We start from the raw sequence: 22346 nt of genomic DNA, 5'->3' as shown, positions 1-22346 counted from the left end.
CGCGGTCACCCCTCGTCTGCCCGCTCGTGATACGGCGGGACGAAGATATCCGCCTCGACCATCTTCTCGATCTGTCGCTCCGTCACCTCCTCGGCGTACGTCTCGTGATCGACCGGCTGGCGGTCGAGCCACAGATTTTTGGGGTAGATCTCCCGGTCGTAGATGGGCCGGATGAGTTCGGTGCGGAGGTCCTTGATCCAGTTCGTGAGCGGCGACTCGGTGCGGTGTTCGCGCAGGCCCTCCACGTCGACGGGCGCAGCGCAGTAGGAGGAGCCAGCGCCATACTCGTGTTCCGCGAGGATCTGGCCCCGGTGGTCGACGACCATCGACCCGCCGCCGAAGGTGTCGACCGGCGTCTCGGCGTCGGGCGTGACGTAGTAGGTGCCGAGGTTCGGCGCGACGACGTAACACGTGTTGTCGAGCGCCCGCGCCCGGTTCTGAATCTCCCAGCTATCGTTCGCCACCAGCGGTTCGGGACACGCGATCCGGCAGATCACCTCCGCGCCGTTCATGGCGAGGCCGCGGACGTACTCGGGGTAGGCCCCCTCGATGGCGAGCGAGATGCCGATGCGGCCGATATCGGTGTCGACGACTGGGAAGATGTCGTCGAGGTCGTCGCCGTAATTCTCCCGCCAGTCGTCCCACACGTCGTGAGGCGAAACCGAGCGCTCCACAGGCAACAGGGGGGTCACCTTCCGGTGCGTGTGGACGATGTCGCCGTCGGGGTCGATGACGAAGGCGGTGTTGTAGAACTTCTCGTCGTACTCCGGCGCCTTCTCCTTCGCGGAGGCGACGAGGTACACCTCGAACTCCTTGGCGTACTCCCCGAGCGTCTCGGTCTCGGGGCCGGGAATGTCGATGGCGATCTCCTCCCGGTACGTGGCGTGGTCCATGTCGAACACCTCGTCGGTGAACCCCTGGAGGGCGCCCTCGGGGAGGACGGCGAGTTTGACGGGGAGTTCGAGGCCGCTGAGCCACGTGGCCGCGGAGAGGGCTTCGTGGATGTGCTCCAGATTCTTCTCGATGTCGCTACGCTCCTCGGCTCCCCACACCGTCGGGGAGAGGCCGACCGCGTTGTACGTCGGGATCTTCGACATCGGTGGCGGCTACTCCGGGACGACGGGAATAGCTTCCCCCGCGCCGTCGTGTAGTCACCTCTGACGCCGCTGACGGCGGAACTGGTGGGCTTTTCACGCTCGGGGGCGACGGCTCGGATATGAGCACGCGCGGGACGATACGGCTAGCGACGCGCGGGTCCGACCTCGCCAGACGGCAGACGGCGAGCGTCCGCGACCGCCTCTCCGCCCGACGCCTCGACGTCGAGACGGTCGAGGTGTCGACCCGCGGCGACGAGATTCGGGACGAACTCATTCACCGCCTCGGGAAGACGGGCGCGTTCGTTCGGGCGCTCGACGAACAGGTACTCGACGGCGACGTCGACGCCGCGGTCCACTCGATGAAGGACATGCCGACCGAGTCGCCGCCCGAGTTAGTGGTCGCGGGCGTTCCCGAACGCGCGCCAGCGGGCGACGTACTCGTGACGCCCGACGGCGCCGAACTGGACGACCTGCCGGAGGGCGCCGTCGTCGGCACCTCGTCGCTCCGACGGGGCGCGCAGTTGCGGCGGGCGCGACCCGACCTGCAGGTCGAACCCCTCCGGGGCAACGTCGACACCCGACTGGAGAAGTTGCTGGCGCCGGGACTCCAGCGCGAACACCAGCGGCGGATGGACGCCGAGGACGAGGACGAGGGAGAACATCCCGACAACTTCGACCAACCGGTCGAGGAGTGGTTCGACGGCCTGACCGAACTGGAGCGGCAGGCGATGGAGCGCGCGGTCGAGACGGAGTACGACGCCATCGTTCTCGCAGAGGCGGGGCTGCGGCGAAGCGGGTTGCTCGATAGCGTCGAGACGACGCGCCTCCCGAAAGACGCGTTCGTCCCCGCGCCGGGACAGGGCGCCATCGCGGTGACGGCCCGCGGGGACGCGGAGGCGACGGAGACGATCCGCAACCTCGTCGACGACCCCGTGACGCGCGTCGAGACGACCGTCGAGCGGACGATACTCGCGGAACTCGGCGGCGGCTGTATCGCCCCTATCGGCGTCTACGCCGTCGTGCAGGGTGAGTACGTCCACGTGGCGGTGCAGGTCCTCTCGCTCGACGGGACGGAGGCAATCGAGCGGACGGCCGACCTCCCGATCACGGATCACGCCGACGCGGCGGCCGACCTCGCAGCCGACCTGCGAGCGGAGGGGGCGGCGGAGTTGATCGATCGGGCGCGCGAGGAGGCGGACGAGGACGAGGGTGAGGAGGCCGACGCGTGAGCGCGAGCGAGGACGCCCCCCGCGTTGCCGTCTTCCGCCCCGACGACGACCGTCTCGACGCGGCCCGGTCGCTCTTGACGGACCTCGGCATCGAGCCAGTGGCAGATCCGATGCTCGCGGTCGAGCCGACGGGCGAGCACCCGCAGGACGCCGACTACGTCGTATTCACGAGCAAGACGGGTGCCGAACTCGTCGCGGGGGAGTGGAAACCCGGCGACGCGACGGTCGTCGCCATCGGGCCGAAGACGGCCGACGCCCTCGAATCGGCGGGCTACGCGGTCGATCTGGTTCCCGACGACTACTCTTCGACCGGGCTGGTCGATCTATTGGCCGACCGCACCGAGGGCGCGAGCGTCGAAGTAGCCCGGAGCGACCACGGCAGCCCGGTTCTGCTCGACGGCCTGCGGGACGCGAGTGCAGACGTGCACGAGACGGTTCTCTATCGTCTCGTCCGACCCGAGGGCGCGGGCGAGTCGGCCGTCCTCGCCGCGGCGGGCGACCTCGACGCCGCCTGTTTCACCTCCTCTCTGACGGTCGAACACTTCCTCGATGCGGCGGACGAGCGCGGCATCCGATCCGCAGCAATCGTGGGCCTGAACGCGGCCGTCGTCGGTGTCATCGGAGAGCCGACGCGGGAGACGGCGGAATCGCTGGGCATCGAGGTTGACGTGGTGCCCGCCGAGGCGACGTTCGAGGCGCTGGCCCGCGAGACGGTCGCCGCGCTACGCGAGCGGTAGGGAGCGGGTCGAAGGTTTATCAGCGATGACGACCGACTCGACGACGATGGACGGACCCGTCCCCGAACTGGCCGCGCGGGCGGCGGCGTGTGCCGACCGCCTCCGCGACGCCGACTCGGTCCTGCTGGCCTCCCACATCGACGCCGACGGCCTGACGAGCGCCGCCGTCGCCGCGACGGCACTGGAGCGAGCGGGGATTCCCTTCGACACTGTCTTCGAGAAACAACTCGACGAGCCCGCTATCGCGCGTATCGTCGCGACGGAGCACGAGACGGTCCTCTTTACCGACTTCGGGAGCGGCCAACTCGACGTGATCGTCGACTACGCCGACGCCTTCACCCCCGTGATCGCGGACCATCACCAGCCAGCGGACGCGGAGACGGACTACCACTGCAACCCCCTGTTAGAGGGGCTGAACGGCGCGAGTGAACTCTCGGGTGCCGGGGCGGCGTACTGTCTCGCGCGGGCGCTTGGCGGGGACGAGAACCGCGACCTCGCGGCGCTCGCCGTCGTCGGCGCGGTGGGCGATATGCAGGCGGGCGTCGACGGCCTCACCGGCGCCAACGAGGGCATCGTGGCCGAGGGCGTCGACGCGGGCGTCCTACAGGAGGGGACGGATCTGGCGATGTACGGCCGGCAGACGCGTCCGCTCCCGAAACTGCTGGAGTACGCGAGCGACGTGCGGATTCCGGGGATCACGGGCGACGAATCCGGTGCTGTGCGCTTTCTCTCCGACCTCGACGCCGACCTCCGAGCGGACGGCGAGTGGAAGCGGTGGGTCGATCTGACCGCCGACGAACGGCAGACGGTGGCGAGCGCCCTCCTGAAGCGGGCGGTGGCGAGCGGCGTCCCCGCGAGTCGGGTAAACGACCTGATCGGGACGACCTACACCCTCACCGCCGAAGAGGAAGGGACGGAACTACGCGACGTGAGCGAGTTCTCGACGCTCCTGAACGCGACGGCACGGTACGAGCGCGCAGATGTCGGCCTCGCGGTGTGTCTGGGCGACCGCGGCGCGGCGCTGGATCGTGCCCGGACGCTCCTTCGCAACCACCGCAAGAACCTCTCGGAGGGGCTGGAACTCGTGAAATCGGAGGGCGTGACGATAGAGGATCACGTGCAGTGGTTCGACGCGGGGACGAAAATTCGGGAAACCATCGTCGGTATCGTGGCGGGGATGGCGCTGGGGGCGGACGGCGTCCGGCGGGACCGACCGATCGTCGCGTTCGCGAGCGTGGAGCCACGCTCCACGGAGAGTCGGCCGGAGGCCGACGACGAGGGAGAAGTGAAGGTGTCGGCCCGCGGGTCGCACACCCTCGTCCGACAGGGACTCGACCTCTCGACCGTCATGCGCGAGGCGGCGCGGTCGGTCGGCGGCGACGGCGGCGGGCACGACGTGGCCGCGGGGGCGACGATTCCCGCCGGCGAGCAGGCGGCGTTCGTCGCCGCGGCGGACGAACTCGTCGCGGCGCAGTTGGAGTAGGCGAATATGTGCGGGCGAAGGCTCACGCCCCACACCGGGGTAGCCTCAGCTATGAGCGAGACGATCCAGCGGAACGTCGTCGACTCAGTGGAGGGACTGATCGGCGAGACGCCGCTGCTCCGGCTGGACGGCTTCGCCGATGGCCTCCTCGGGAAGGTAGAGGCGGCGAACCCGTACTCGGTGAAAGACCGGATCGCACAGGCGATGATCGACGCCGCCGAGGCGTCGGGCGAGTTGCCGCCGGGCGGAACGGTCGTCGAGTCGACCAGCGGGAACACGGGCATCGGGCTGGCGACGGTGGCGGCCGCCCGCGGCTACGACTGCGTCCTGACGATGCCCGAGTCCATGTCCGTCGAACGCCGGACGATGCTCGCCGCCCTCGGCGCCGAACTCGAACTGACGCCGGCCGAGGAGGGGATGGGCGGCGCGAACCGGCGGGCGGCGGAGTTGGCCGACGCCGACGACGCCGTCCTCGTCGGGCAGTTCGAGAACGAGGCGAACCCGCGCGCCCACCGGGAGACGACCGGGCCGGAAATCTGGCGGGCGACGGGCGGCGACGTGGACGCCGTCGTCGCTGGGGTGGGAACCGGCGGAACCATCACCGGCGTCGGGGAGTTCTTCGCGGACCGGGGCGCGGACGTGCGGCTGGTCGCCGTCGAACCCGCAGAGTCGCCGACCATCTCCGAACAGTGCGCGGACGGGCACGACATCCAGGGAATCGGCCCGGGCTTTCTCCCCGAAGTGTTGCGCACCGACCTGCTCGACGAGGTGCGAGCGGTCACGGGCGACGCGGCGCGCGACGCCGCCCGACGACTGGGTCGAGAGGAAGGCTTGCTCGTCGGCATCTCCTCGGGGGCGGCGCTGGCGGCGGCGACCGAGTACGCGACGGAACACCCGGAGGAGACGACGGTGGTCGTCCTCCCCGATAGCGGCGAGCGCTACCTCTCGACGGACCTGTTCGACGCGGAGTAGCGACACCGAGTATCACCCGTGAGACGCCAACGGGAGGCGAATGCGGTCGTGTGGCGACTCGCTTCCCCCGCTCCCGACACCTATCAGATAAAAATATAAAGATAAAAACCCGTTCGGACCCTATAAATATCACAGATGAGAACAGGGCCGGATCGACGCGTCGGATCGGGCGGCGCGACCAACGGATCGAGGCGGCTGTTAGGGGGGATCGTAACTGTCCGTCGATTCTCGCCGTATCGTCGCGACGAGAATCGACGATGACGTCCGGTCCCCCCTACGTGAGCCCTCCAGAAGCCCGCCGCGCCCAGAGTACGGTCATCGGCGTGGTGCTCGTTATCGGCCTCGCGGTGGCCGGGACGACAGCCGTGCTGGTGGTCGGCGGCAGTGCGCTCCAGGACGTTCGGGATCAGGCGAGCGCCGGCCAGGCCGAACTCGCCATGTCGACGGTCGACTCCGAAGTCAGTGAAGTCGCACTCGGATACGCCCAGACGCGGCGCGTATCCCTCGGCGGGCAGGGACAGGCGGCGGTCGACGAGTCCGCGGGGCGGATAACCATCGAGCGGATGGGCGCCAACGCCACCGGGCCGCCGCTCGTGAACACGACGATGGGGGCGGTGACGTACCGAACCGGAGGGACGACCGTCGCGTATCAGGGCGGCGGCGTCTGGCGCGAGGAGTCGGGGCAGGCGCGCATGATCTCGCCCCCGGAGTTCCACTATCGCTGGGGCACGAGCACGGGCGGCGATCCGACCCTGACCTTCCCGCTGGTCGTCCTCCGCGGGTCGGCGTCCTCGTCGGAGGCGTTGCGGTTCTCCGACGGGCCGACGCGGGCCGCGTTCCCCAACGCCAGCGCGGGGCGGCAGAACCCGCTGGACGCGGGCAGTGTGCGTGTGACGATCCGGAGCGACTACTACCGGGCGTGGGCCGACTACTTCGAGACGCGGACCGACGCGGATTCGGTGACCGTGATAGACGCGAATCGGTCGGTCGAAGTCGTCCTCAGCGTCCCGACGCGGGGGCGGGAGATTCGGAACTCCATCGCCGCCCGGTCGCCGACGGTGACGGTGCAGGGTGGCGCGACCGTCGACAGCTACAACTCCTCCGAGGGGACCTACCCCGCGACACGGGGTGAGAACGGGAGCGTCTACGTGGGCGAGGACCTCGTCAACGCTGGCGGGGGGACCATCTACGGCGACATGCGCGTCGACGGCGACTTCGAGGCCGGCGGCGGCATCGACGTAGAGGGACAGTTGATCGTCGACGGCGACGCGGACCTCTCGGGCGGCGGCGTCAGCGTCGACGAGAAGATCGTCGCCGACGGCGACCTCTTCCTCGGCGGCGGCGGGAATCTGGACAGCCCGGCCGTCGTCAGCGGGCGGGTGGTCGAGACGGGCGGCGGCGTCACGGTGAACGAGGACGTGAAGGCAGGCGGCGACTACGCGAGCAGTTCCGGGACGGTCAACGGCGACGTGCACGTCGGCGGCGACTTCTACCCGGCGAACGGGCAGAACATCAACGGCGACCTGACGATGGCGGGGACGTTCGAGGACAGCGGCGTCTGGCCGAACGTCAACGGCAACGTCGTGGAGAACGGTCCGCAACCGGATCTGAGTGCGGTGTCGGTGGCGCGGAATCTGCAGCCACCGACCCTCCAGCCCATCGACCACACCATCGAGACGCGTCTCTCCACCGCCGCGGCGACGAACGACAACGCGGGGAGCGACGCCGACCGGATCGAGGCCGGGAACTGCGGGGGCGCGTACGCCGACTGTACGCTCACCAACGGCACCTACTACCTCGACGAGATGGCGCTCTCGGGCGGCGACCACCTCACGTTCGACACCAGCGGCGGGCCGATCTATCTCGTCGTCGACGGCGACGTGTCGACCACGGGCGGGTCGCCGGTCGACGTGACCGGGTCGAACAGGGTCCACGTCTACGCCACCGGCGACTACGAGATTCGGACCGACTGGACGAGCGTGGGCGACCGCGGCGACCAGATCTGGCTCTACGGCACCAGCGAGTCGACGGTCACGGTGCAAAGCGGCGCGAACTTCTACGGCGTGATCTACGCCCCCGGGAACCAGGACGTCGCCGTGCGCGGCGGCGCGGAGGTGTACGGCGGCGTCGTCGGCGGCGTGAGCGACGTGCAGGGTGGGACGGCCGTCCACTACGACACGGTGCTCGCGGACCAGAAACCGGTGCTCACCGGCGGCGGCGGCGCGCCAGTCACGTTCCTGCACATCAGCGTCAACGAGATTCGGGTCGAGGACGGGTAGTAGGGTGACTCTATCGCGAGTTCCGATACTGCCTATAACCGTCCGACTTTTGCCGGACGGCGAGGTACGGGCGGGCATGGTCGATTTCGATCCCGAGAAGTTCGAGGACAAGTACGCCAACTACTTCACCGAACTCCAGCGGGCGTACAAGAACGCCTTCGAGACGATGAACGACCAGTTCGACTCCGAACTCGTCCACGCCATCGACCAGCAGGTACTGAACGAGTCCGAACCCTTCTACGAGGAGGGCGACTTCCGGGTCGAACTGCCCGAGAACCCGAAAGAGCGGGTAACGGCGGTGATCGTCGACGACGAGAAACTGGAGGCGACGCTCGAGCGCTACGTCGACGAAATCGAGGCGGAACTGCGGAGCGTGTTCGGGGTCGACAGTGGCGGCGAACCAAAGGCCTAAGCCCGTCGGAATCCAATCACCGCGCATGAGTACTGACGCTCAGGACACCGACGGCGACGCCGAGGACGACCTCCGCGAGCGCGTGACGAACTTCCTGCGACGCAACTTCCCGCAGATCCAGATGCACGGCGGCAGCGCCGCCATCCAGAACATCGACACGGAGACGGGCGAAGTGAGCATCCAGCTCGGCGGCGCCTGTTCCGGCTGTGGCATCTCCCCGATGACGATTCAGGCGATCAAGAGCCGGATGGTCAAAGAGATTCCCGAGATCACGAAAGTCCACGCCGACACCGGCATGGAAGGTATGGGCGGCGAGGGCGGCCACGGCGGCATGGAGCCCTCGTTCCCCGGCGAGACGAGCGACGACGGCGAGACGAGCGACGAAGGCCCGCAGGCTCCCTTCTAAACGGCACGTCGCCGCGGTGTTTGTTCACCTCGCCAGCGGCGGCACCGTCGACCGACGCCGAGTGGCCGAAGGTTAGGTTTAATCCGGCCCCGTCCGTGTCGCGTCTATGGACGCTCGTGAACTCGCCGTGAGTGCGGAGTACCGCGTCGCCATCGAGGAAGGCGACGACTGGCGGGAGGCCATCGAGCACGCCGCCGACGCCGAGGGGGTCGCGTCGGCGTGGTTCACCGGAGTGGGGACGGTCAGCGACGCGGACGTGTGGCACTACGATCCGACGGCCGCCGAACACCGCGCGGTTCGGTTCGACGAACCGCTGTCGGTCGCGGCCTGCATCGGCGGCGTCACCGTCGACGACGGCGAGGCGGTCGCCCGCCCCCACGCCGTTCTCACGCGACCGAGCGGGCAGGCGGTCGGCGGCTACCTCAACGCCGCGACGGCCGTCGAAGGCACCGTGCATCTCCGTGCTTTCGAGGACGGGGCATCGTTCGACCGACCGACCGACGATCCGACCGACCCGTGACACCGGACGACGAGGCGTACTTCGAGCGGATGGAAGACCGACTCGACGAGGCGTTCGAGCGCGCCGAACTGGCGCGGTCGCGGGGCGCCGATCCCACCGAGGAAGTAGAGATACCGGTCGCGCGCGACATGGCCGACCGGGTAGAGAACATCCTCGGCATCGACGGCGTGGCCGAACGCGTGCGGGAACTCGACGGGCAGATGAGCCGCGAGGAGGCGGCGCTGGCGCTGGTCACGGACTTCGTCGAGGGCGAGGTGGGGGATTACGACACGAACGCGGGAAAGGTGGAGGGTGCGGTCCGGACGGCCGTCGCCCTCCTGACCGAGGGGGTCGTCGCCGCCCCGATCGAGGGGATCGATCGCGTCGAAGTGCTGGAGAACGACGACGGCACCGAGTTCGTCAACGTCTACTACGCGGGGCCGATCCGTTCGGCCGGCGGCACGGCACAGGCGCTCTCCGTCCTCGTTGCGGACTACGCGCGCTCCCTGTTGGGCATCGACGAGTTCAAACCCCGAGACGACGAGATCGAGCGCTACGCCGAGGAGATCAGCCTCTACGACTCCGAGACGGGCCTCCAGTACACGCCGAAGGACAAGGAGACGAAGTTCATCGCCGAGCACATACCGATCATGCTGGACGGCGAGGCGACGGGCGACGAGGAGGTGTCGGGCTTCCGGGATCTGGAACGGATCGACACCAACTCCGCCCGTGGGGGGATGTGTCTCGTCCTCGCGGAGGGGATCGCGCTGAAGGCACCGAAGATCCAGCGCTACACCCGGGATCTGGACGAGGTGGAGTGGCCGTGGCTCCAGGACCTCATCGACGGCACCATCGGGAAAGACGAGGGCGACGAAAGTGCCGACGACGGCGACGACGCCGACGACGAGGACGAGACGGACGCAGCCGACGACGAACCTGCGGACGAGACCCCGGCCGGTCCCCCGCGCGTCGACCCGTCGACCAAGTTCCTGCGCGACCTGATCGCCGGCCGCCCGGTGTTCGGCCACCCCTCCGAGGACGGCGGCTTCCGCCTCCGCTACGGCCGCGCCAGGAATCACGGGTTCGCCACCGCGGGCGTCCACCCCGCGACGATGCACCTCGTCGACGACTTCCTCGCGACGGGCACGCAGATCAAGACCGAGCGTCCGGGGAAAGCCGCGGGGGTCGTACCCGTCGACACCATCGAGGGCCCGACGGTCCGCCTCGCGAACGGTGAGGTCCGCCGGATCGACGACCCCGCGGAGGCGTTAGAGATTCGCAACGGCGTCGAGGAGATTCTCGACCTCGGGGAGTATCTCGTCAACTACGGCGAGTTCGTCGAGAACAACCACCCGCTCGCCCCCGCCTCCTACACGGTCGAGTGGTGGATACAGGAGTTCGAAGCGAGCGGCGCGGACGTGCAGGCGCTCCGGGACGACCCCCGTGTCGCCCTCGACGATCCGACGGTCGAGGCGGCGCTCCGGTGGGCGACGGAGTACGACTGCCCGCTCCACCCGGCGTACACCTACCTCTGGCACGACGTGAGCGTCGAGGCGGTGGACGAACTGGCCGGGGCCGTTGCCGACGGCGACGTAGTGGCCGTCGAGAGCGATGGCGGGGTCGGACTGGCGCCGGAAGGCGCAGGCGAGACGGCGGACGAACTCCTCGTCGAGGCGACGGAAGGGGTTCGACGGACGCTCGAAACCCTCCTCGTCGAACACGTGGCGACCGACGAGGGTCTTCGAATCGCGGACTGGCGGCCGCTCGCCCGGTCGCTCGGCGTGACGACCGACCTCGACCGGACGTGGACCCTCGCGGACCTCCCGTCCGCCGCCCGCGAGTACGCCGACGGCGACAACGCCATCCGCGCGATCAACGAGGTGGCGCCTTTCACCGTTCGGGAGCGCGCCCCCACCCGGATCGGCAACCGGATGGGCCGACCAGAGAAATCGGAGCGCCGCGACCTCTCGCCCGCGGTCCACACGCTCTTTCCGATCGGTGAAGCGGGGGGGAGCCAGCGCGACGTGGGGAGTGCGGCCCGCGCCCGCACCGACGCGGGCCGGGGTATCGTGAACGTGCAGGTTGGTCGCCGGGTGTGTGGCGACTGCGGCGCGACCACCCACCGCACGCAGTGTCCGGACTGCGGCGCCCACACCGAACCCGTCTACGAGTGCGAATCCTGTGAACGGATCGTGGACCCCGACGAGTCCGGGCGGGTGTACTGCGACCGCTGTGAGCGGGACGTGACCAGCGCCGAGTGGCAGCGGATCGACCTCGGAGAGCGCTATCAGGAGGCGCTCGACCACGTGGGCGAACGCGAGGCGGCGTTCGAGATACTCAAGGGCGTGAAGGGGCTCACCTCGGCGGACAAGACGCCCGAACCGATGGAGAAGGGCGTCCTCCGGGCGAAACACGGCGTCAGCGCGTTCAAGGACGGCACGGTCCGCTACGACATGACGGACCTGCCGGTGACGGCGGTCAAACCGGAGGAACTGGACGTGACCGCCGAGGACTTCCGCGAACTCGGCTACGAGACCGATATCGACGGCGAACCGCTCCGATTCGACGACCAACTGGTCGAACTCAGGGTGCAGGACATCGTCCTCTCGGACGGCGCCGCGGAGCATCTGCTGAAGACCGCCGACTTCGTCGACGACCTGCTGACGGAGTTCTACGACCTGCCCGCCTTCTACGAGGTGGAGGAGCGGGAGGATCTGGTCGGCGAACTCGTCTTCGGGATGGCGCCGCACACGTCGGCGGCGGTGGTCGGGCGGGTCGTGGGATTCACGTCGGCGGCGGTGGGGTACGCGCACCCTTATTTTCATGCAGCGAAGCGTCGCAACTGCGATGGAGACGAAGATTGCGTCATGCTCCTCATGGACGGCCTCCTCAACTTCAGTCGGGAGTATTTGCCCGACCAGCGAGGCGGGAGCGTCGCCGCCGATTCACGACTGGTTGCCGTCTCGCCCGAAGGCGAGGTCCGCTTCCTGACTGTCGAGTCGTTCTGGGACGAACTCGATAGCGAAATCGTACGCGACGGGAAATTCCGCAAGAAGCCGTGTCTCTCGGAAGGATGGCAGACGTACGTCTTCGACGACGATCATCGGGCATCGCTCGCACCGATCGAGAAGGCGATCCGGTATCCGGCCGACGAGAACGAGACGCTCCTGCGCGTCGAGACGCAGTTCGGCCGGTCACTTGACATCACCGCCGATCACAGCCTCTTCCGTTACGACGACGGAATCGAGGAAGTCGCCGGCGAGGACCTGCAGGAGGGAGATCTCGTCCTCGCACCGCGACAACTCGATATCGACCCGGTCGAGACGACCATCAACGTCACCGAGGCGGTCGACGATCCGTACATCTTCATCGACGATCGTGTCGAGGACCTGCTCCGAACCGTCTGGGAGTCGACGGGCCACGGGAGCGACGCCCACGACGAGTTCATGCGGGGGCTCTCGTACCGTCTCGCCAAGCGCAAGATCGGTTACGACCGGTTCGAACGCATCCTCGATGCGGGAGGCTTCGAGGGCGTTCCGACCGACGTGACGGTCGGATTACCGGGATCCGAGACCGGAATCGACCGCGAGATTGCGGTCGACGAGGAGTTCGCGTGGCTTCTCGGCCTGTTCGTCGCCGAGGGGACGCTGTCGGGTACGTATCCGGCGATCCACAACAGCGACGAAGCGATTATCGAACGAGCGCGTTCGCACGTCGAGTCGACGCTGGGCCACGATCCCTCGATCAGGTGGTCGAACCGCGCGTACGAGATACGGCTTCCGACGGTCTTCCGCGACGTGCTCTACGGACTCGGATTCGTCGACGCCGAGTCGTACGACTCCAGCGAGAAAGTGATCCCCGAGTGCATCCTGCGGGCACCACGCGAGGTTGCGCTTTCGTTCCTTCGCGGCTTCATCGCTGGCGACGGGAGCGAGAAGACGGACGACAACGCGACGACCATCGCGTTCCACTCGACCAGCGAGGACGTCAAGGATGGCCTCGTGTTCCTACTCCACCGCCTCGGACTGGTCGCCAACGTCTCGGCGAGGACGGAACGCGACGGGAACAGGCAGGACATATACACGGTGACGGTGTCCGGAGGCGCGACCGACAATCCGTTACGCAGGATTCTCGACGGCGAGCAACCGTATCAGCCGAAGAGTCTCGTCGTCCCGATCCCGGACGCACTGATGGAAATCCGCGAGATGGACATCGAGGGAATCAAGCAACTGATTCCGAAGTATCTCCGGCGACGCGAGAACGTATCGCTGGAGAAATTACGGGAGATAGTCGCCGAGTTGGAGAGTCGCAACCTGCCGGCAGCCGCAGAACCGCGACTCGCGGACCTCCGACCGCTCGTGGACGGTGACCTCTCCTACCTCCGGATCCAGGGAATCGAAGCGGTCGAGTACGAGGGCCACCTCTACGACCTCCAGGTCGGCGGTGAACCTATCTTCACCGCGAACTGGCTGTACGCTCACAACTCGATGGACGCCCCCCTCGTCATGTCCTCGCGCATCGACCCGACCGAAATCGACGACGAGGCGCACAACGTCGACGTGGTGCGGGAGTATCCCCTCGACTTCTACGAGGCGACCCGCGAGATGGCCGACCCCGAGGACGTGGACATCGAAATCGCGGAGGAGTCGCTGGACACGGAGACGGAGTACCACGGCTTCGACCACACCCACGACACCTCGAACATCGCGCTCGGACCCGATCTGTCGGCGTACAAGACGCTCGGGTCGATGATGGAGAAGATGGACGCGCAGCTAAACTTGGCCCGCAAACTCCGCGCGGTGGACGAGACGGACGTGGCCGAGCGGGTCATCGAGTACCACTTCCTGCCGGACCTGATCGGCAACCTCCGTGCCTTCTCGCGGCAGGAGACCCGGTGTCTGGACTGCGGCGAGTCGTACCGACGGATGCCGCTCTCGGGCGACTGTCGGGAGTGTGGCGGCCGCGTGAACCTGACCGTCCACGAGGGGTCGGTGAACAAGTACATGGACACCGCCATCCAGGTGGCCGACGAGTTCGACTGCCGGCCGTACACGAAACAGCGATTGGAAGTACTGGAGAAGAGTCTGGAGAGCGTGTTCCAGGACGACCACAACAAGCCGTCGCGGCTGGACGACTTCATGTAGCGCGGCGAGCGAAGTACACATATCGGGGGCGGTCGTTAGCCATGGGCGAACGATGCCCTCCAGACGAGCGTTTCTCGCCGCACTGACGGCAGTCGCTGGCTGTACGAATCGGTCGAGCGAGTCGACGGAGTCGTCGAGACGGAGCGCCACCGACACCGCGTCGAGTGCGACGGCAACGGCGACGGCGACGCCCACGAACGGCACGGTCCCCGTTCGCTGGCGCCACGAGACGCCACACGAGGCGCTCGACGTCGTAGCACTCGCCCCCGGCGCCGACGGGCCGGTGGTGTGCGTCGGGAGCGACGGCGGCGGCGCGGGCGAGGGCGGCCACGCCCTCCACGCCGTCGGACTGGCGGACGGCACCGAGCAGTGGCGCGTGTCGCTCCCGGCCCCGGCGGTGACCGAACCGATATACGCCGAGGGCGAAGCGGGGCCGCGCCTCTACGTCGCCACGCGGGTGACGGACGGCGCAGCGGAACTACACGCGATCGACCCCACTCGCGGGACGCGTGTCTGGGAGTTCGACGCCCCCGAGCGACGGCGGTTCTACCCGCTCGGTACGACCGCGGACACGGTGTTCGTGGGGACGCGGGACGACGACGTGTCACGGAGCGGCGAAACCGTGTACGCGCTGGCCGCCGGGGACGGCCACGAGCGGTGGCGTGTGGAGAGTGGCGACGCGCTTCCGAGCGGCCACGCGGTCCGACGGGAGACGCTCCTCGTGCGGACGCCGGCGCGGGTTCGAGCGCTCGATGCGGCGACGGGCGCGGAGCGGTGGCGGATCGACAGTTCGACCGCAATCCACGGCCCGGCCGTCGACTCCCGCGGCGAGCGGGTCTTCGTCGGCCACGACGGCGCGGTGCGAGCGGTGGGACTCGGGGACGGGCGCGAGCGCTGGCGTCGCGATGTCGAGTTCACGATGTCGCGGGTGGTGACCCCTCGCGAAGCGATGAGCACGACGGTGTTCGTGGGTGACCGCGCGGGCCGGCTGCTGGCAGTGAGTCCGCTGGACGGCGAGACGCGGTGGACGCTCTCGGTCGACACCGATGGGTTCCGGCCGAGCGTCGCTCGAACGAGCGAGCGGTTGTACGTGGGTGGGCCGGGCGTCTACGCCCTCGATCCGGTCTCCGGCGAGCGCGCGTGGTCGTTCACGCCGCCGGCAGTCGAGGTCGGCGTCCACGCCTCGACCACCGTCTTTGCCGACGTCCGCGGCGACCGGATCCACACTTTCGACCCGGCAGACGGAACGGAACGGTGGCGGTTCACACCCGAATCGCGGCCCTCCGGACCGGCCACCGCCGGAAACCTCGCGTTCGTCGGCGTCGGAGGGACGGTGTACGCCCTTGACGGAAGCCGGACGGCGTCGGAGAGTTCCTGATTACTCACTTATACTTAAGCGGCGCGAACGCGAAGGTGGGGCATGACCGAAGAGACGCGACTCACGATCGGGCAGACGGTGTACGACGCCGACGGCACGGCGCTCGGGACCATCCGCGGCTTCGATGAGGACGGCGTCTTCGTGACGACGCGGGAGGGAATCGAGGCGCTCTCGATCGAACACGAACGCGCCGGTCACGAGTTCGGCGGAGCGGAACTGATCTGGCGGTGTTCGCAGTGTGGCGCGGTCGGCGAACTCGGCGACCTGCCCGACGCGTGTCCGGACTGTGACGCGCCGCGCGAGGATCTGTACTACTGGACGGAGGATTGATTCGCGCCGGAGCCGAACGTGAGTGACGGATGGAGCCGAGACGCCACCGGCTCGCCGTCGTGCTGGTCGGGGTCGTCCTCGTGGCGGCGCTCGCCCCGACGATGGCGACGGCGCGGGCGACGGTCGAGGTGGCCGTCGACGGCACGCCGACCGAGAGCGGCGAGCGGCGCACCGTCACCGACGATCCGGTCCTCGATATCGAAGTGACGGGCGCCGAGTCGATCGAGTCGGTGACGATTCGCGTCGACGGGGAGTCGCGCCGGTCGTTCGAGCCGAACGCGACGACGTTCTCGGAACGCGTCACGCTCGGCCTCACGGACGGTGACCACGAGGTAGCCGTCGTCGTCGACTCGACCGAGCGCTGGACGGCGACGATACTGAAAGACTCGACTGCACCACTGGTGACGTTCACGTCACCGTTCGAGTCGGTCGGGAGGCCACCGACGGGGCAGATTGCCGTCCGGGAGGGAGCGACGACGCTCGCGGCCGACCTCGACGACCAGAGCGGCGTCCGCGAGGTGCGGATCGAACGGACCTACGAGTGGCGGTTCGGGGGGCAGTCGCGGCGTGATCTGGAGACGTACCGGATCGAGAATCCCGGCGACAACGTCTCCCAGCCGATTCTGTTCGGCCTCGGGAGAAACGAACTCCACGTCGTCGCCGTCGACGTGCACGGCCAGCGACGCACACACGACATCACGGTGTGGGTACTCGACGATCAGCGCCCGGTGATCGATCTGAACCGGTTCGAACGGACCGGCGACACGCTCCACGTCGCGGGGACCGTCCGCGACAACGTGAAAGTGAACACGCTGTCGTATCGGGTCGCGGGCACGGCCCAGAAGAACTTCGTGTCGAACCCCACGTCGGCCGAACCGACGCGGTCGCGTCTCGCCGTCGACTTCGCGTTCACCGTCCCGATCAGCGACAGCACCGAAGGTATCGTCCTCGAGGCGACGGACGTGAACGAGAACGAGCGGGAGTGGACCGTTCCACTCGACTACCGGGGTCACCTGGAGCCACGGATCACGATCACCGACGCGCGGGTGAACGGAAGCCACGTCGACGTAGCGGGGACCGTCGCCAACGGGCAAGTGACGCGGGTGGTGGTCGAGTCGGTCGGCCCGGACGGCGACGTGGTCGACAGCCGGACAGCCTACGACGGGGACGCAACCTCCAGCGTCGAGATCCATGAGCGGCTCGCGGCCGCGAGCGACGAGACGACCGTCGTGATCCGCGCCGTCGACACCGCCGGACGGGACCACCGCGAATCGGTGACGCTGGCGACGCCGAGAGTCGAGACGCCGACCGACCCGGTGCCCACGCGAACCGTGACCGCGACACCCGCGGTGACCACGACGGCGTCGACACCCGCCGCGACGACGACCGCGAGCGAGGACGACGGGGAACAGCCGACGACGCGCGGGGACGGGACGCTGTCGACCGGACTCACGGCCGTCGGGGCCGTCATCGTCGGCCGCTTGCTCGTCGCCGTTCGACGGCAGTGAGGGCGGCTACTTCCGGCTCCGACAGGTGTTCCGGCCGATGGCGGCGTTGACGGGACAGCGACGTGCGCCGACGGTGGCGAACATGATGGCCGCGAAGAGGAGCATCACGCCCGCGACGAGGATCTGACGGCCGCCGGTCAGGCCGCCGCCGTAGACGACGACGGCCATCGACGAGAGGAGGGCGAGCGTCCCGAGGATCACTCGGACGGTGCGGTCGGTGCCGCCGACGTTGGGCTCCATGTTAGATGATAGTCTCCCAACACGAAAAAATCGTCCGCTACTCCAGATAGCCGAGGTCGCGCAGGCGCTCCTGGGCGTCCTCGTCCATGTCGGCGACGGCGTCGTCGGTCACGTCGGCGTCGGCGGCGCCGGTCCACGCGCCGCCGACGTGGGTCTCGAAGTCGGTGAGGGCCGCCTCGGTGGCGCGGATGGCGTCGTCGTCGCCGTCGGCGAGATTCGTCGTCTCCGCGGGGTCGTCGTCGAGGCGATAGGCTTCGTCGTCGATGCGGTCGATCCGCACGTACTTCGCGTCGGGGCGGCGCGCGGCGCGCATCCGGGAGTAGAACCGGGAGTCTTCCGGCAGGTCGATGCCCGCGGCAGCGGCCTTCTCCTCCAACTGCTTGAGTTCGACCACGGGCCGGGAGTACTCGACGAAGCCGTAGTTACCGCCGGGGGCGGCTTCCTGTCCGGGGTCGGGGTCGGTCGCGGCGTCGAAGGCGCGGTAGTCGGCCGAAAGGAGCGAGCGCGTCGGGTCGCGGGCGACCGCGGTGTCGCCCGACGCGGCCGGTTCGCCGCCCGCCACGTCGAGGGCGTCGAGGACCGTGTGGTACAGGTCGACGAGTTCGACGGTGTCGTCCCGGCGGTCGGCGTCGAGAGCGGGGTGTTTGACCATCAGCGGGACGTTGATCAGCGGGTCGTAGAGGCAGAACTCGTGGCCGTACAGGTCGTGTTCGCCGTGGAGTTCGCCGTGATCGGCGCAGACGACGACCATCGTGTCCTCCCACTCGCCTTCCGCCTTGAGCCAGTCGAACAGGCGGGTGAGTTGCGCGTCGATGTGGGCGATTTCGGCGTCGTAGAGGCCGCGAATGTCGGTCCACTCGTCGTCGTCGATGTCGCGCGCGCCGGAGTTGTACTCCTTGGAGTTCTGGCACACGTCGGCGGAATCGACGCCGGGGGCGAACTCCGCGGCGAACTCCTCGGGCGGGTGGTAGGGGAGGTGGGCGTCCATCAGGTTGATGAAGGCGAACCAGTCCTCCGAATCCGCGATGAACTCCTGCGTGCGGTCGACGACGGCGGGCGTCTTGGAGTCGGCCCCCTCGCCGCCCGCGAAGTACTCGTGGGCGACGTTGCCGAGGGAGACGAGTTTGTCCGCGATGGCCCGCAGGCGGTCGTTGTCGTTCATCGTCTTCCACGCGCGGGCGAGGGGACCGGAGAGCAGGTCGCCGGGCATCACCTCGAAGAAGTTGTCCTGGTCGTCGAAGCCGTCGGTGAGATGGGTGTACGGCGTGATCCAGGCGTTCGAAGAGTAACACGCGGTGTCGTAGCCGGCGGCCGAGAGCGTCTCGGCGAGGGTGGTAGCGCCCTCCAGATAAGGATTCTCCTGGTCGGCGCCGTGCTGACTGGGATAGAGGCCGGTGAAGAGGGAGGCGTGGACGGGGAGGGTCCACGGCGCAGGGGCGACCGCCTCCTCGAAGACGGTCGCCTCGGCGGCGAAGTCGGCGAGACCGGGCGTGGTCGGCCGGTCGTAGCCGTAGGGGGTGAGGTGATCCGCCCGAACCGTGTCCATGACGACGAAGAGGACGTTCCCGGGGGCGTCGCTCGACATAGGCCTCAGTGTGTTGGTCGAGCGAATAAAGCCCGCGGATCGTCGTCGGCAGAGTCGCGTCTAAAAGTCGGGAGCGAGCGCGTCTCGCGGAGGATGGGCGTTACCGCCAGTCGTCGAGGCCGGATGCGTCTCGAAGCTGGATCGATACCCAGGCGTCGTCACGGGAAACGTCGGCGATGACGAACTCCGGGGCCCCAGTCCCGTCATCCACCGAAGCCATGACATCCGAACCCTGTCCCCCCACAGCCGTCGCATCGGGCGCCATGTATGTTAGATAGTAACACCCGCATATAAATACGTCGATACGAGGTGTGGGGAGGACGGTCCGGGCGTGTCCTTCGCAGAGTATTAGAGGGTGGGCGGCGGAACGGGGGACATGCAAGTAGCCGACGCGATGACGCCCCGCGCGGACGTCGTCACCGTCGCCCTCCCGGGCACCCGGGACGACGCTCTCGAGTATCTCCAGGAGCGGGGCTTCTCGTCGATTCCCGTCGTCAAACAGACCGACGACGGGGAAGCGTACCGCGGCCTCGTCTCGCGAGACGATCTCATCGAGAACCCGGACGAAGACCAGCTCGCCCTCTTGATGCGGGACGTACCGACGACGACGGTGGACGCCGACCTCGTCGAGGTGGCGAGGATGATGCTCGCCGAGAACGCCCGCCGAGTGCCGGTCGTCGACGACGGCCTAGAGGGTATCCTCACCGTGACGGACGTGGTTCGGGCGATCGCCCGCGGCGACGTGGACGGCGACACGCCGGTCGCGTCGCTGGCGACGGCGGCCGTCAACACCACCCACCGCGGGACGCCGCTGACCGTGGCCGAGCGCGAGATCAACTACGCGAACGTCCCCTACGCGATCGTCCTCGACGACGACGGCGAAATGACGGGGATGCTCACCGAAGTCGACATCATCGAGGTGGCCCGCGTGGTCGAAGGCGAGGACGACACCGGCGAGAGCATCGCCAACGAGGACGACGACTGGATGTGGGAGGGGATCAAGGCGGTCGGCAACCGCTACTTCCCGACCCGGAACGTGGAGATTCCGCGCGAACCCGTCGAGACCTTCATGACCGACGACCTGGTGACGGTCTCCGGTCGCAAGACCGCTCAGGAGGTCGCCCGGCTCCTGCTCTCGAACGACATCGAACAGGTGCCGCTGGTCGAGGGCGGGTCGCTCACCGGCATCGTCCGCGACGTGGATCTGCTACGGGGCGTGTAGATGAGCGACGCGCGCGCGATCACGGAACTCGCGAAGCGCCGCGGCTTCTTCTTCGGCGCGAACGAAGCGTACGGCGGTGTCGCCGGCTTCTACACCTTCGGTCCCGAGGGCGCGGCGCTCAAGGGCAACGTCGAATCGGCGTGGCGTGACCGCTTCACCGTCCGCGAGGGCAACGACGAGATCGAGGCGCCGACCATCGCGCCCGAGGCGGTGTTCGAGGCGTCGGGCCACCTCGACGGCTTCGACGACATGCTCGTCGAGTGTGGCGAGTGCGGCGAGAGCCACCGCGCCGACCACCTGATCGAGGACGCGAGCGACATCGAAGAGGCCGAGAGCCTGCCCATCCCCGAGGTGGAGGAACTGGTCGCGGAGTACGAAATCGCCTGTCCCTCGTGTGGGGCGCCCCTCGCCGGCCGGCCGGTCGAGGAGTTCAACCTCATGTTCGAGACGACCATCGGTCCCGGCTCCGGCCAGTCGGGCTACCTCCGCCCCGAGACGGCACAGGGCATCTTCGTCGAGTTCCCGCGGCTGAAGGAGTACGCGCGCAACAAGCTTCCGTTCGGCATCACGCAGATCGGTCGGGCCTACCGCAACGAGATCAGTCCCCGGAAGGGCCTCGTCCGCACCCGGGAGTTCACGCAAGCCGAGTTGGAACAGTTCGTCAACCCCGACACGGACGAACCGCCGCTCGACCGCGTGGCGGACGTGTCGCTCCGACTGTACCCTGCCGACGAGCAGGAGGATCCCGACGGCGGCTACGTCGAGGCGACGGTCGGCGAGGCAGTAGATGAGGGCATCGTCGCGAGCGACTGGGTGGCCTACTACCTCGGCGTCGCCCGCGAGTGGTACGAGCGGATCGGCGTCGACGGCGACCGCTTCCGGTTCCGCCAGCATCTCCCGGGCGAACGCGCCCACTACGCGGCGGACTGCTGGGACGCCGAGAGCGAGGTGGGCGGCGCCGTGGCGGACGAGGACCTCGACGACCCCACCGCCGGCGACTGGATCGAAATCGCCGGCTTCGCCTACCGCGGCGACTACGACCTCTCCAAGCACGCCGAACACGGCGACGACGACTTCACCGTCTTCGAACAGTACGACGAGCCCCGGACGGTCGAACGGGCGGTCGTCGATCCCGACATGAGCGTCCTCGGCCCGGAGTTCGGCGGGCAGGCGGGCGACGTGGCCGACGCGCTGCGTGACCTCGCGGAACGGAACCCGGACGCGTTCGACGGCGACGAGGTACGCGTCGAGGTGGACGGCGAGACGGTGACCGTCGACACCGACGTGACGAACTTCCGGATCGAGGAGCAGACGGAGGCGGGCGAACACGTCACGCCGCACGTGGTCGAACCCTCCTTCGGCGTCGACCGGACGGTGTACACCCTGATCGCGCACGCGTACGACAGCGACGTGATCGACGGCGAGGAGCGCACGTATCTCTCGCTCGCGCCCGAGGTGGCGCCGACGGACGTGGCGGTGTTCCCGCTGGTGAGCGACGACGCGCTGGAGACGCTGGCCGACGACGTGGTGGCGGCCCTGCGCGAAGCGGGGTTGTCGGTCGCCCACGACGACTCGGGCAACATCGGCCGCCGCTACCGCCGGCAGGACGAGGTCGGCACGCCGCTGTCGGTGACGGTCGATCACGAGAGCGTCGAAGCGGCGGACGAAACGGTGACGGTTCGGGATCGAGACACGACCGCACAGGTACGGGTTCCCACCGCTGAGCTGGCGGCGGAACTCGGCGCCATCCTCGACGGTCGGGCGGCGTTCGACGACCTGCTGGAAACGTACGAACGGGTCGAGACGGACGTGACGCGCTCGTAGC

Annotated in this window: 18 protein-coding genes; 14 read left to right on the top strand and 4 right to left on the bottom strand. The window is 68.4% G+C overall.

Annotated features, from left to right (window positions below; all coding sequences use genetic code 11):
- Nucleotides 1-5 precede the first annotated feature (5 nt).
- On the bottom strand, nucleotides 6-1097 hold the full coding sequence (locus tag DU502_RS01390) for a nitrilase-related carbon-nitrogen hydrolase (RefSeq protein WP_121921055.1): 1092 nt from the start codon (nucleotides 1095-1097) through the stop codon (nucleotides 6-8).
- Nucleotides 1098-1216: 119 nt separating this feature from the next.
- Between DU502_RS01390 and hemC the strand changes: the two genes are divergently transcribed.
- From hemC to DU502_RS01330, 12 genes are all read left to right on the top strand, one after another.
- On the top strand, nucleotides 1217-2326 hold the full coding sequence (gene hemC, locus DU502_RS01385) for a hydroxymethylbilane synthase (RefSeq protein ID WP_121921056.1): 1110 nt from the start codon (nucleotides 1217-1219) through the stop codon (nucleotides 2324-2326).
- Nucleotides 2323-3063 (top strand): uroporphyrinogen-III synthase, encoded by a 741-nt coding sequence (locus DU502_RS01380; protein ID WP_121921057.1) that lies wholly within the window; start codon nucleotides 2323-2325, stop codon nucleotides 3061-3063. The genes hemC and DU502_RS01380 overlap by 4 nt, the downstream gene beginning before the upstream one ends.
- Before the next feature lie 46 nt (nucleotides 3064-3109).
- Nucleotides 3110-4546 (top strand): single-stranded-DNA-specific exonuclease RecJ, encoded by a 1437-nt coding sequence (locus DU502_RS01375; protein WP_121921438.1) that lies wholly within the window; start codon nucleotides 3110-3112, stop codon nucleotides 4544-4546.
- Between the two features lie 51 nt (nucleotides 4547-4597).
- Complete coding sequence (gene cysK, locus DU502_RS01370; protein WP_121921058.1) at nucleotides 4598-5518, top strand: cysteine synthase A; 921 nt, start codon at nucleotides 4598-4600, stop codon at nucleotides 5516-5518.
- A gap of 257 nt (nucleotides 5519-5775) precedes the next feature.
- Nucleotides 5776-7797, top strand: coding sequence for a DUF7289 family protein (locus DU502_RS01365; protein ID WP_121921059.1), 2022 nt, complete (start codon nucleotides 5776-5778; stop codon nucleotides 7795-7797).
- 76 nt (nucleotides 7798-7873) lie between these two features.
- Nucleotides 7874-8209 carry a DUF5783 family protein gene (locus DU502_RS01360; RefSeq protein WP_121921060.1) on the top strand — a complete coding sequence of 112 codons (336 nt, stop codon included), beginning with the start codon at nucleotides 7874-7876 and terminating at the stop codon, nucleotides 8207-8209.
- A 25-nt stretch (nucleotides 8210-8234) separates the two neighbouring features.
- Nucleotides 8235-8615: a NifU family protein gene (locus tag DU502_RS01355; protein WP_121921061.1), complete on the top strand. Its 381-nt coding sequence runs from the start codon at nucleotides 8235-8237 to the stop codon at nucleotides 8613-8615.
- A 106-nt stretch (nucleotides 8616-8721) separates the two neighbouring features.
- Entirely contained in the window at nucleotides 8722-9135 is a 414-nt protein-coding gene (locus DU502_RS01350) for a PPC domain-containing DNA-binding protein (protein ID WP_121921062.1), read from the top strand.
- Complete coding sequence (locus tag DU502_RS01345) at nucleotides 9132-14258, top strand: DNA polymerase II large subunit (RefSeq protein ID WP_124896989.1); 5127 nt, start codon at nucleotides 9132-9134, stop codon at nucleotides 14256-14258. Before DU502_RS01350 ends, DU502_RS01345 begins: the two co-directional genes overlap by 4 nt.
- Before the next feature lie 52 nt (nucleotides 14259-14310).
- On the top strand, nucleotides 14311-15636 hold the full coding sequence (locus DU502_RS01340; protein ID WP_121921063.1) for an outer membrane protein assembly factor BamB family protein: 1326 nt from the start codon (nucleotides 14311-14313) through the stop codon (nucleotides 15634-15636).
- A gap of 42 nt (nucleotides 15637-15678) precedes the next feature.
- Nucleotides 15679-15966, top strand: coding sequence for a DUF7130 family rubredoxin-like protein (locus DU502_RS01335; RefSeq protein WP_121921064.1), 288 nt, complete (start codon nucleotides 15679-15681; stop codon nucleotides 15964-15966).
- Between the two features lie 29 nt (nucleotides 15967-15995).
- Nucleotides 15996-17474 (top strand): hypothetical protein, encoded by a 1479-nt coding sequence (locus DU502_RS01330; RefSeq protein WP_121921065.1) that lies wholly within the window; start codon nucleotides 15996-15998, stop codon nucleotides 17472-17474.
- 6 nt (nucleotides 17475-17480) lie between these two features.
- Here the strand turns inward: DU502_RS01330 and DU502_RS01325 are convergent, their stop codons facing one another.
- The 3 genes from DU502_RS01325 to DU502_RS18030 all read right to left on the bottom strand — a co-directional run bounded on the left by DU502_RS01325 (nucleotide 17481) and on the right by DU502_RS18030 (nucleotide 19564).
- Entirely contained in the window at nucleotides 17481-17714 is a 234-nt protein-coding gene (locus DU502_RS01325) for a YgaP family membrane protein (protein ID WP_121921066.1), read from the bottom strand.
- Nucleotides 17715-17751: 37 nt separating this feature from the next.
- A complete protein-coding gene (locus DU502_RS01320; RefSeq protein WP_121921067.1) occupies nucleotides 17752-19299 on the bottom strand; it encodes a sulfatase in 1548 nt (515 codons plus the stop codon).
- A gap of 100 nt (nucleotides 19300-19399) precedes the next feature.
- Nucleotides 19400-19564: a DUF7556 family protein gene (locus DU502_RS18030; RefSeq protein WP_166033599.1), complete on the bottom strand. Its 165-nt coding sequence runs from the start codon at nucleotides 19562-19564 to the stop codon at nucleotides 19400-19402.
- Between the two features lie 111 nt (nucleotides 19565-19675).
- On the opposite strand from DU502_RS18030, the gene DU502_RS01315 reads away from it, so the two are divergent.
- Both DU502_RS01315 and glyS read left to right on the top strand, forming a co-directional pair.
- On the top strand, nucleotides 19676-20521 hold the full coding sequence (locus DU502_RS01315; RefSeq protein WP_121921068.1) for a CBS domain-containing protein: 846 nt from the start codon (nucleotides 19676-19678) through the stop codon (nucleotides 20519-20521).
- On the top strand, nucleotides 20522-22345 hold the full coding sequence (gene glyS, locus DU502_RS01310) for a glycine--tRNA ligase (protein ID WP_121921069.1): 1824 nt from the start codon (nucleotides 20522-20524) through the stop codon (nucleotides 22343-22345).
- Nucleotide 22346 lies beyond the last annotated feature (1 nt).

It is taken from the genome of Haloplanus aerogenes (assembly GCF_003856835.1).
In the GTDB taxonomy this organism is placed as follows: domain Archaea; phylum Halobacteriota; class Halobacteria; order Halobacteriales; family Haloferacaceae; genus Haloplanus; species Haloplanus aerogenes.
This window is presented reverse-complemented; position numbering and strand designations above follow the sequence as displayed.

Coding starts and splice junctions, on each gene's coding strand:
- DU502_RS01390 (WP_121921055.1), bottom strand. CDS start 1,097: ATGTCGAAGATCCCGACGTACAACGCGGTCGGCCTCTCCCCGACGGTG.
- DU502_RS01320 (WP_121921067.1), bottom strand. CDS start 19,299: ATGTCGAGCGACGCCCCCGGGAACGTCCTCTTCGTCGTCATGGACACG.
- DU502_RS18030 (WP_166033599.1), bottom strand. CDS start 19,564: ATGGCGCCCGATGCGACGGCTGTGGGGGGACAGGGTTCGGATGTCATG.
- DU502_RS01340 (WP_121921063.1), top strand. CDS start 14,311: ATGCCCTCCAGACGAGCGTTTCTCGCCGCACTGACGGCAGTCGCTGGC.
- DU502_RS01365 (WP_121921059.1), top strand. CDS start 5,776: ATGACGTCCGGTCCCCCCTACGTGAGCCCTCCAGAAGCCCGCCGCGCC.
- cysK (WP_121921058.1), top strand. CDS start 4,598: ATGAGCGAGACGATCCAGCGGAACGTCGTCGACTCAGTGGAGGGACTG.
- DU502_RS01335 (WP_121921064.1), top strand. CDS start 15,679: ATGACCGAAGAGACGCGACTCACGATCGGGCAGACGGTGTACGACGCC.
- hemC (WP_121921056.1), top strand. CDS start 1,217: ATGAGCACGCGCGGGACGATACGGCTAGCGACGCGCGGGTCCGACCTC.
- DU502_RS01360 (WP_121921060.1), top strand. CDS start 7,874: ATGGTCGATTTCGATCCCGAGAAGTTCGAGGACAAGTACGCCAACTAC.
- DU502_RS01355 (WP_121921061.1), top strand. CDS start 8,235: ATGAGTACTGACGCTCAGGACACCGACGGCGACGCCGAGGACGACCTC.
- DU502_RS01375 (WP_121921438.1), top strand. CDS start 3,110: ATGGACGGACCCGTCCCCGAACTGGCCGCGCGGGCGGCGGCGTGTGCC.
- glyS (WP_121921069.1), top strand. CDS start 20,522: ATGAGCGACGCGCGCGCGATCACGGAACTCGCGAAGCGCCGCGGCTTC.
- DU502_RS01350 (WP_121921062.1), top strand. CDS start 8,722: ATGGACGCTCGTGAACTCGCCGTGAGTGCGGAGTACCGCGTCGCCATC.
- DU502_RS01330 (WP_121921065.1), top strand. CDS start 15,996: ATGGAGCCGAGACGCCACCGGCTCGCCGTCGTGCTGGTCGGGGTCGTC.
- DU502_RS01315 (WP_121921068.1), top strand. CDS start 19,676: ATGCAAGTAGCCGACGCGATGACGCCCCGCGCGGACGTCGTCACCGTC.
- DU502_RS01325 (WP_121921066.1), bottom strand. CDS start 17,714: ATGGAGCCCAACGTCGGCGGCACCGACCGCACCGTCCGAGTGATCCTC.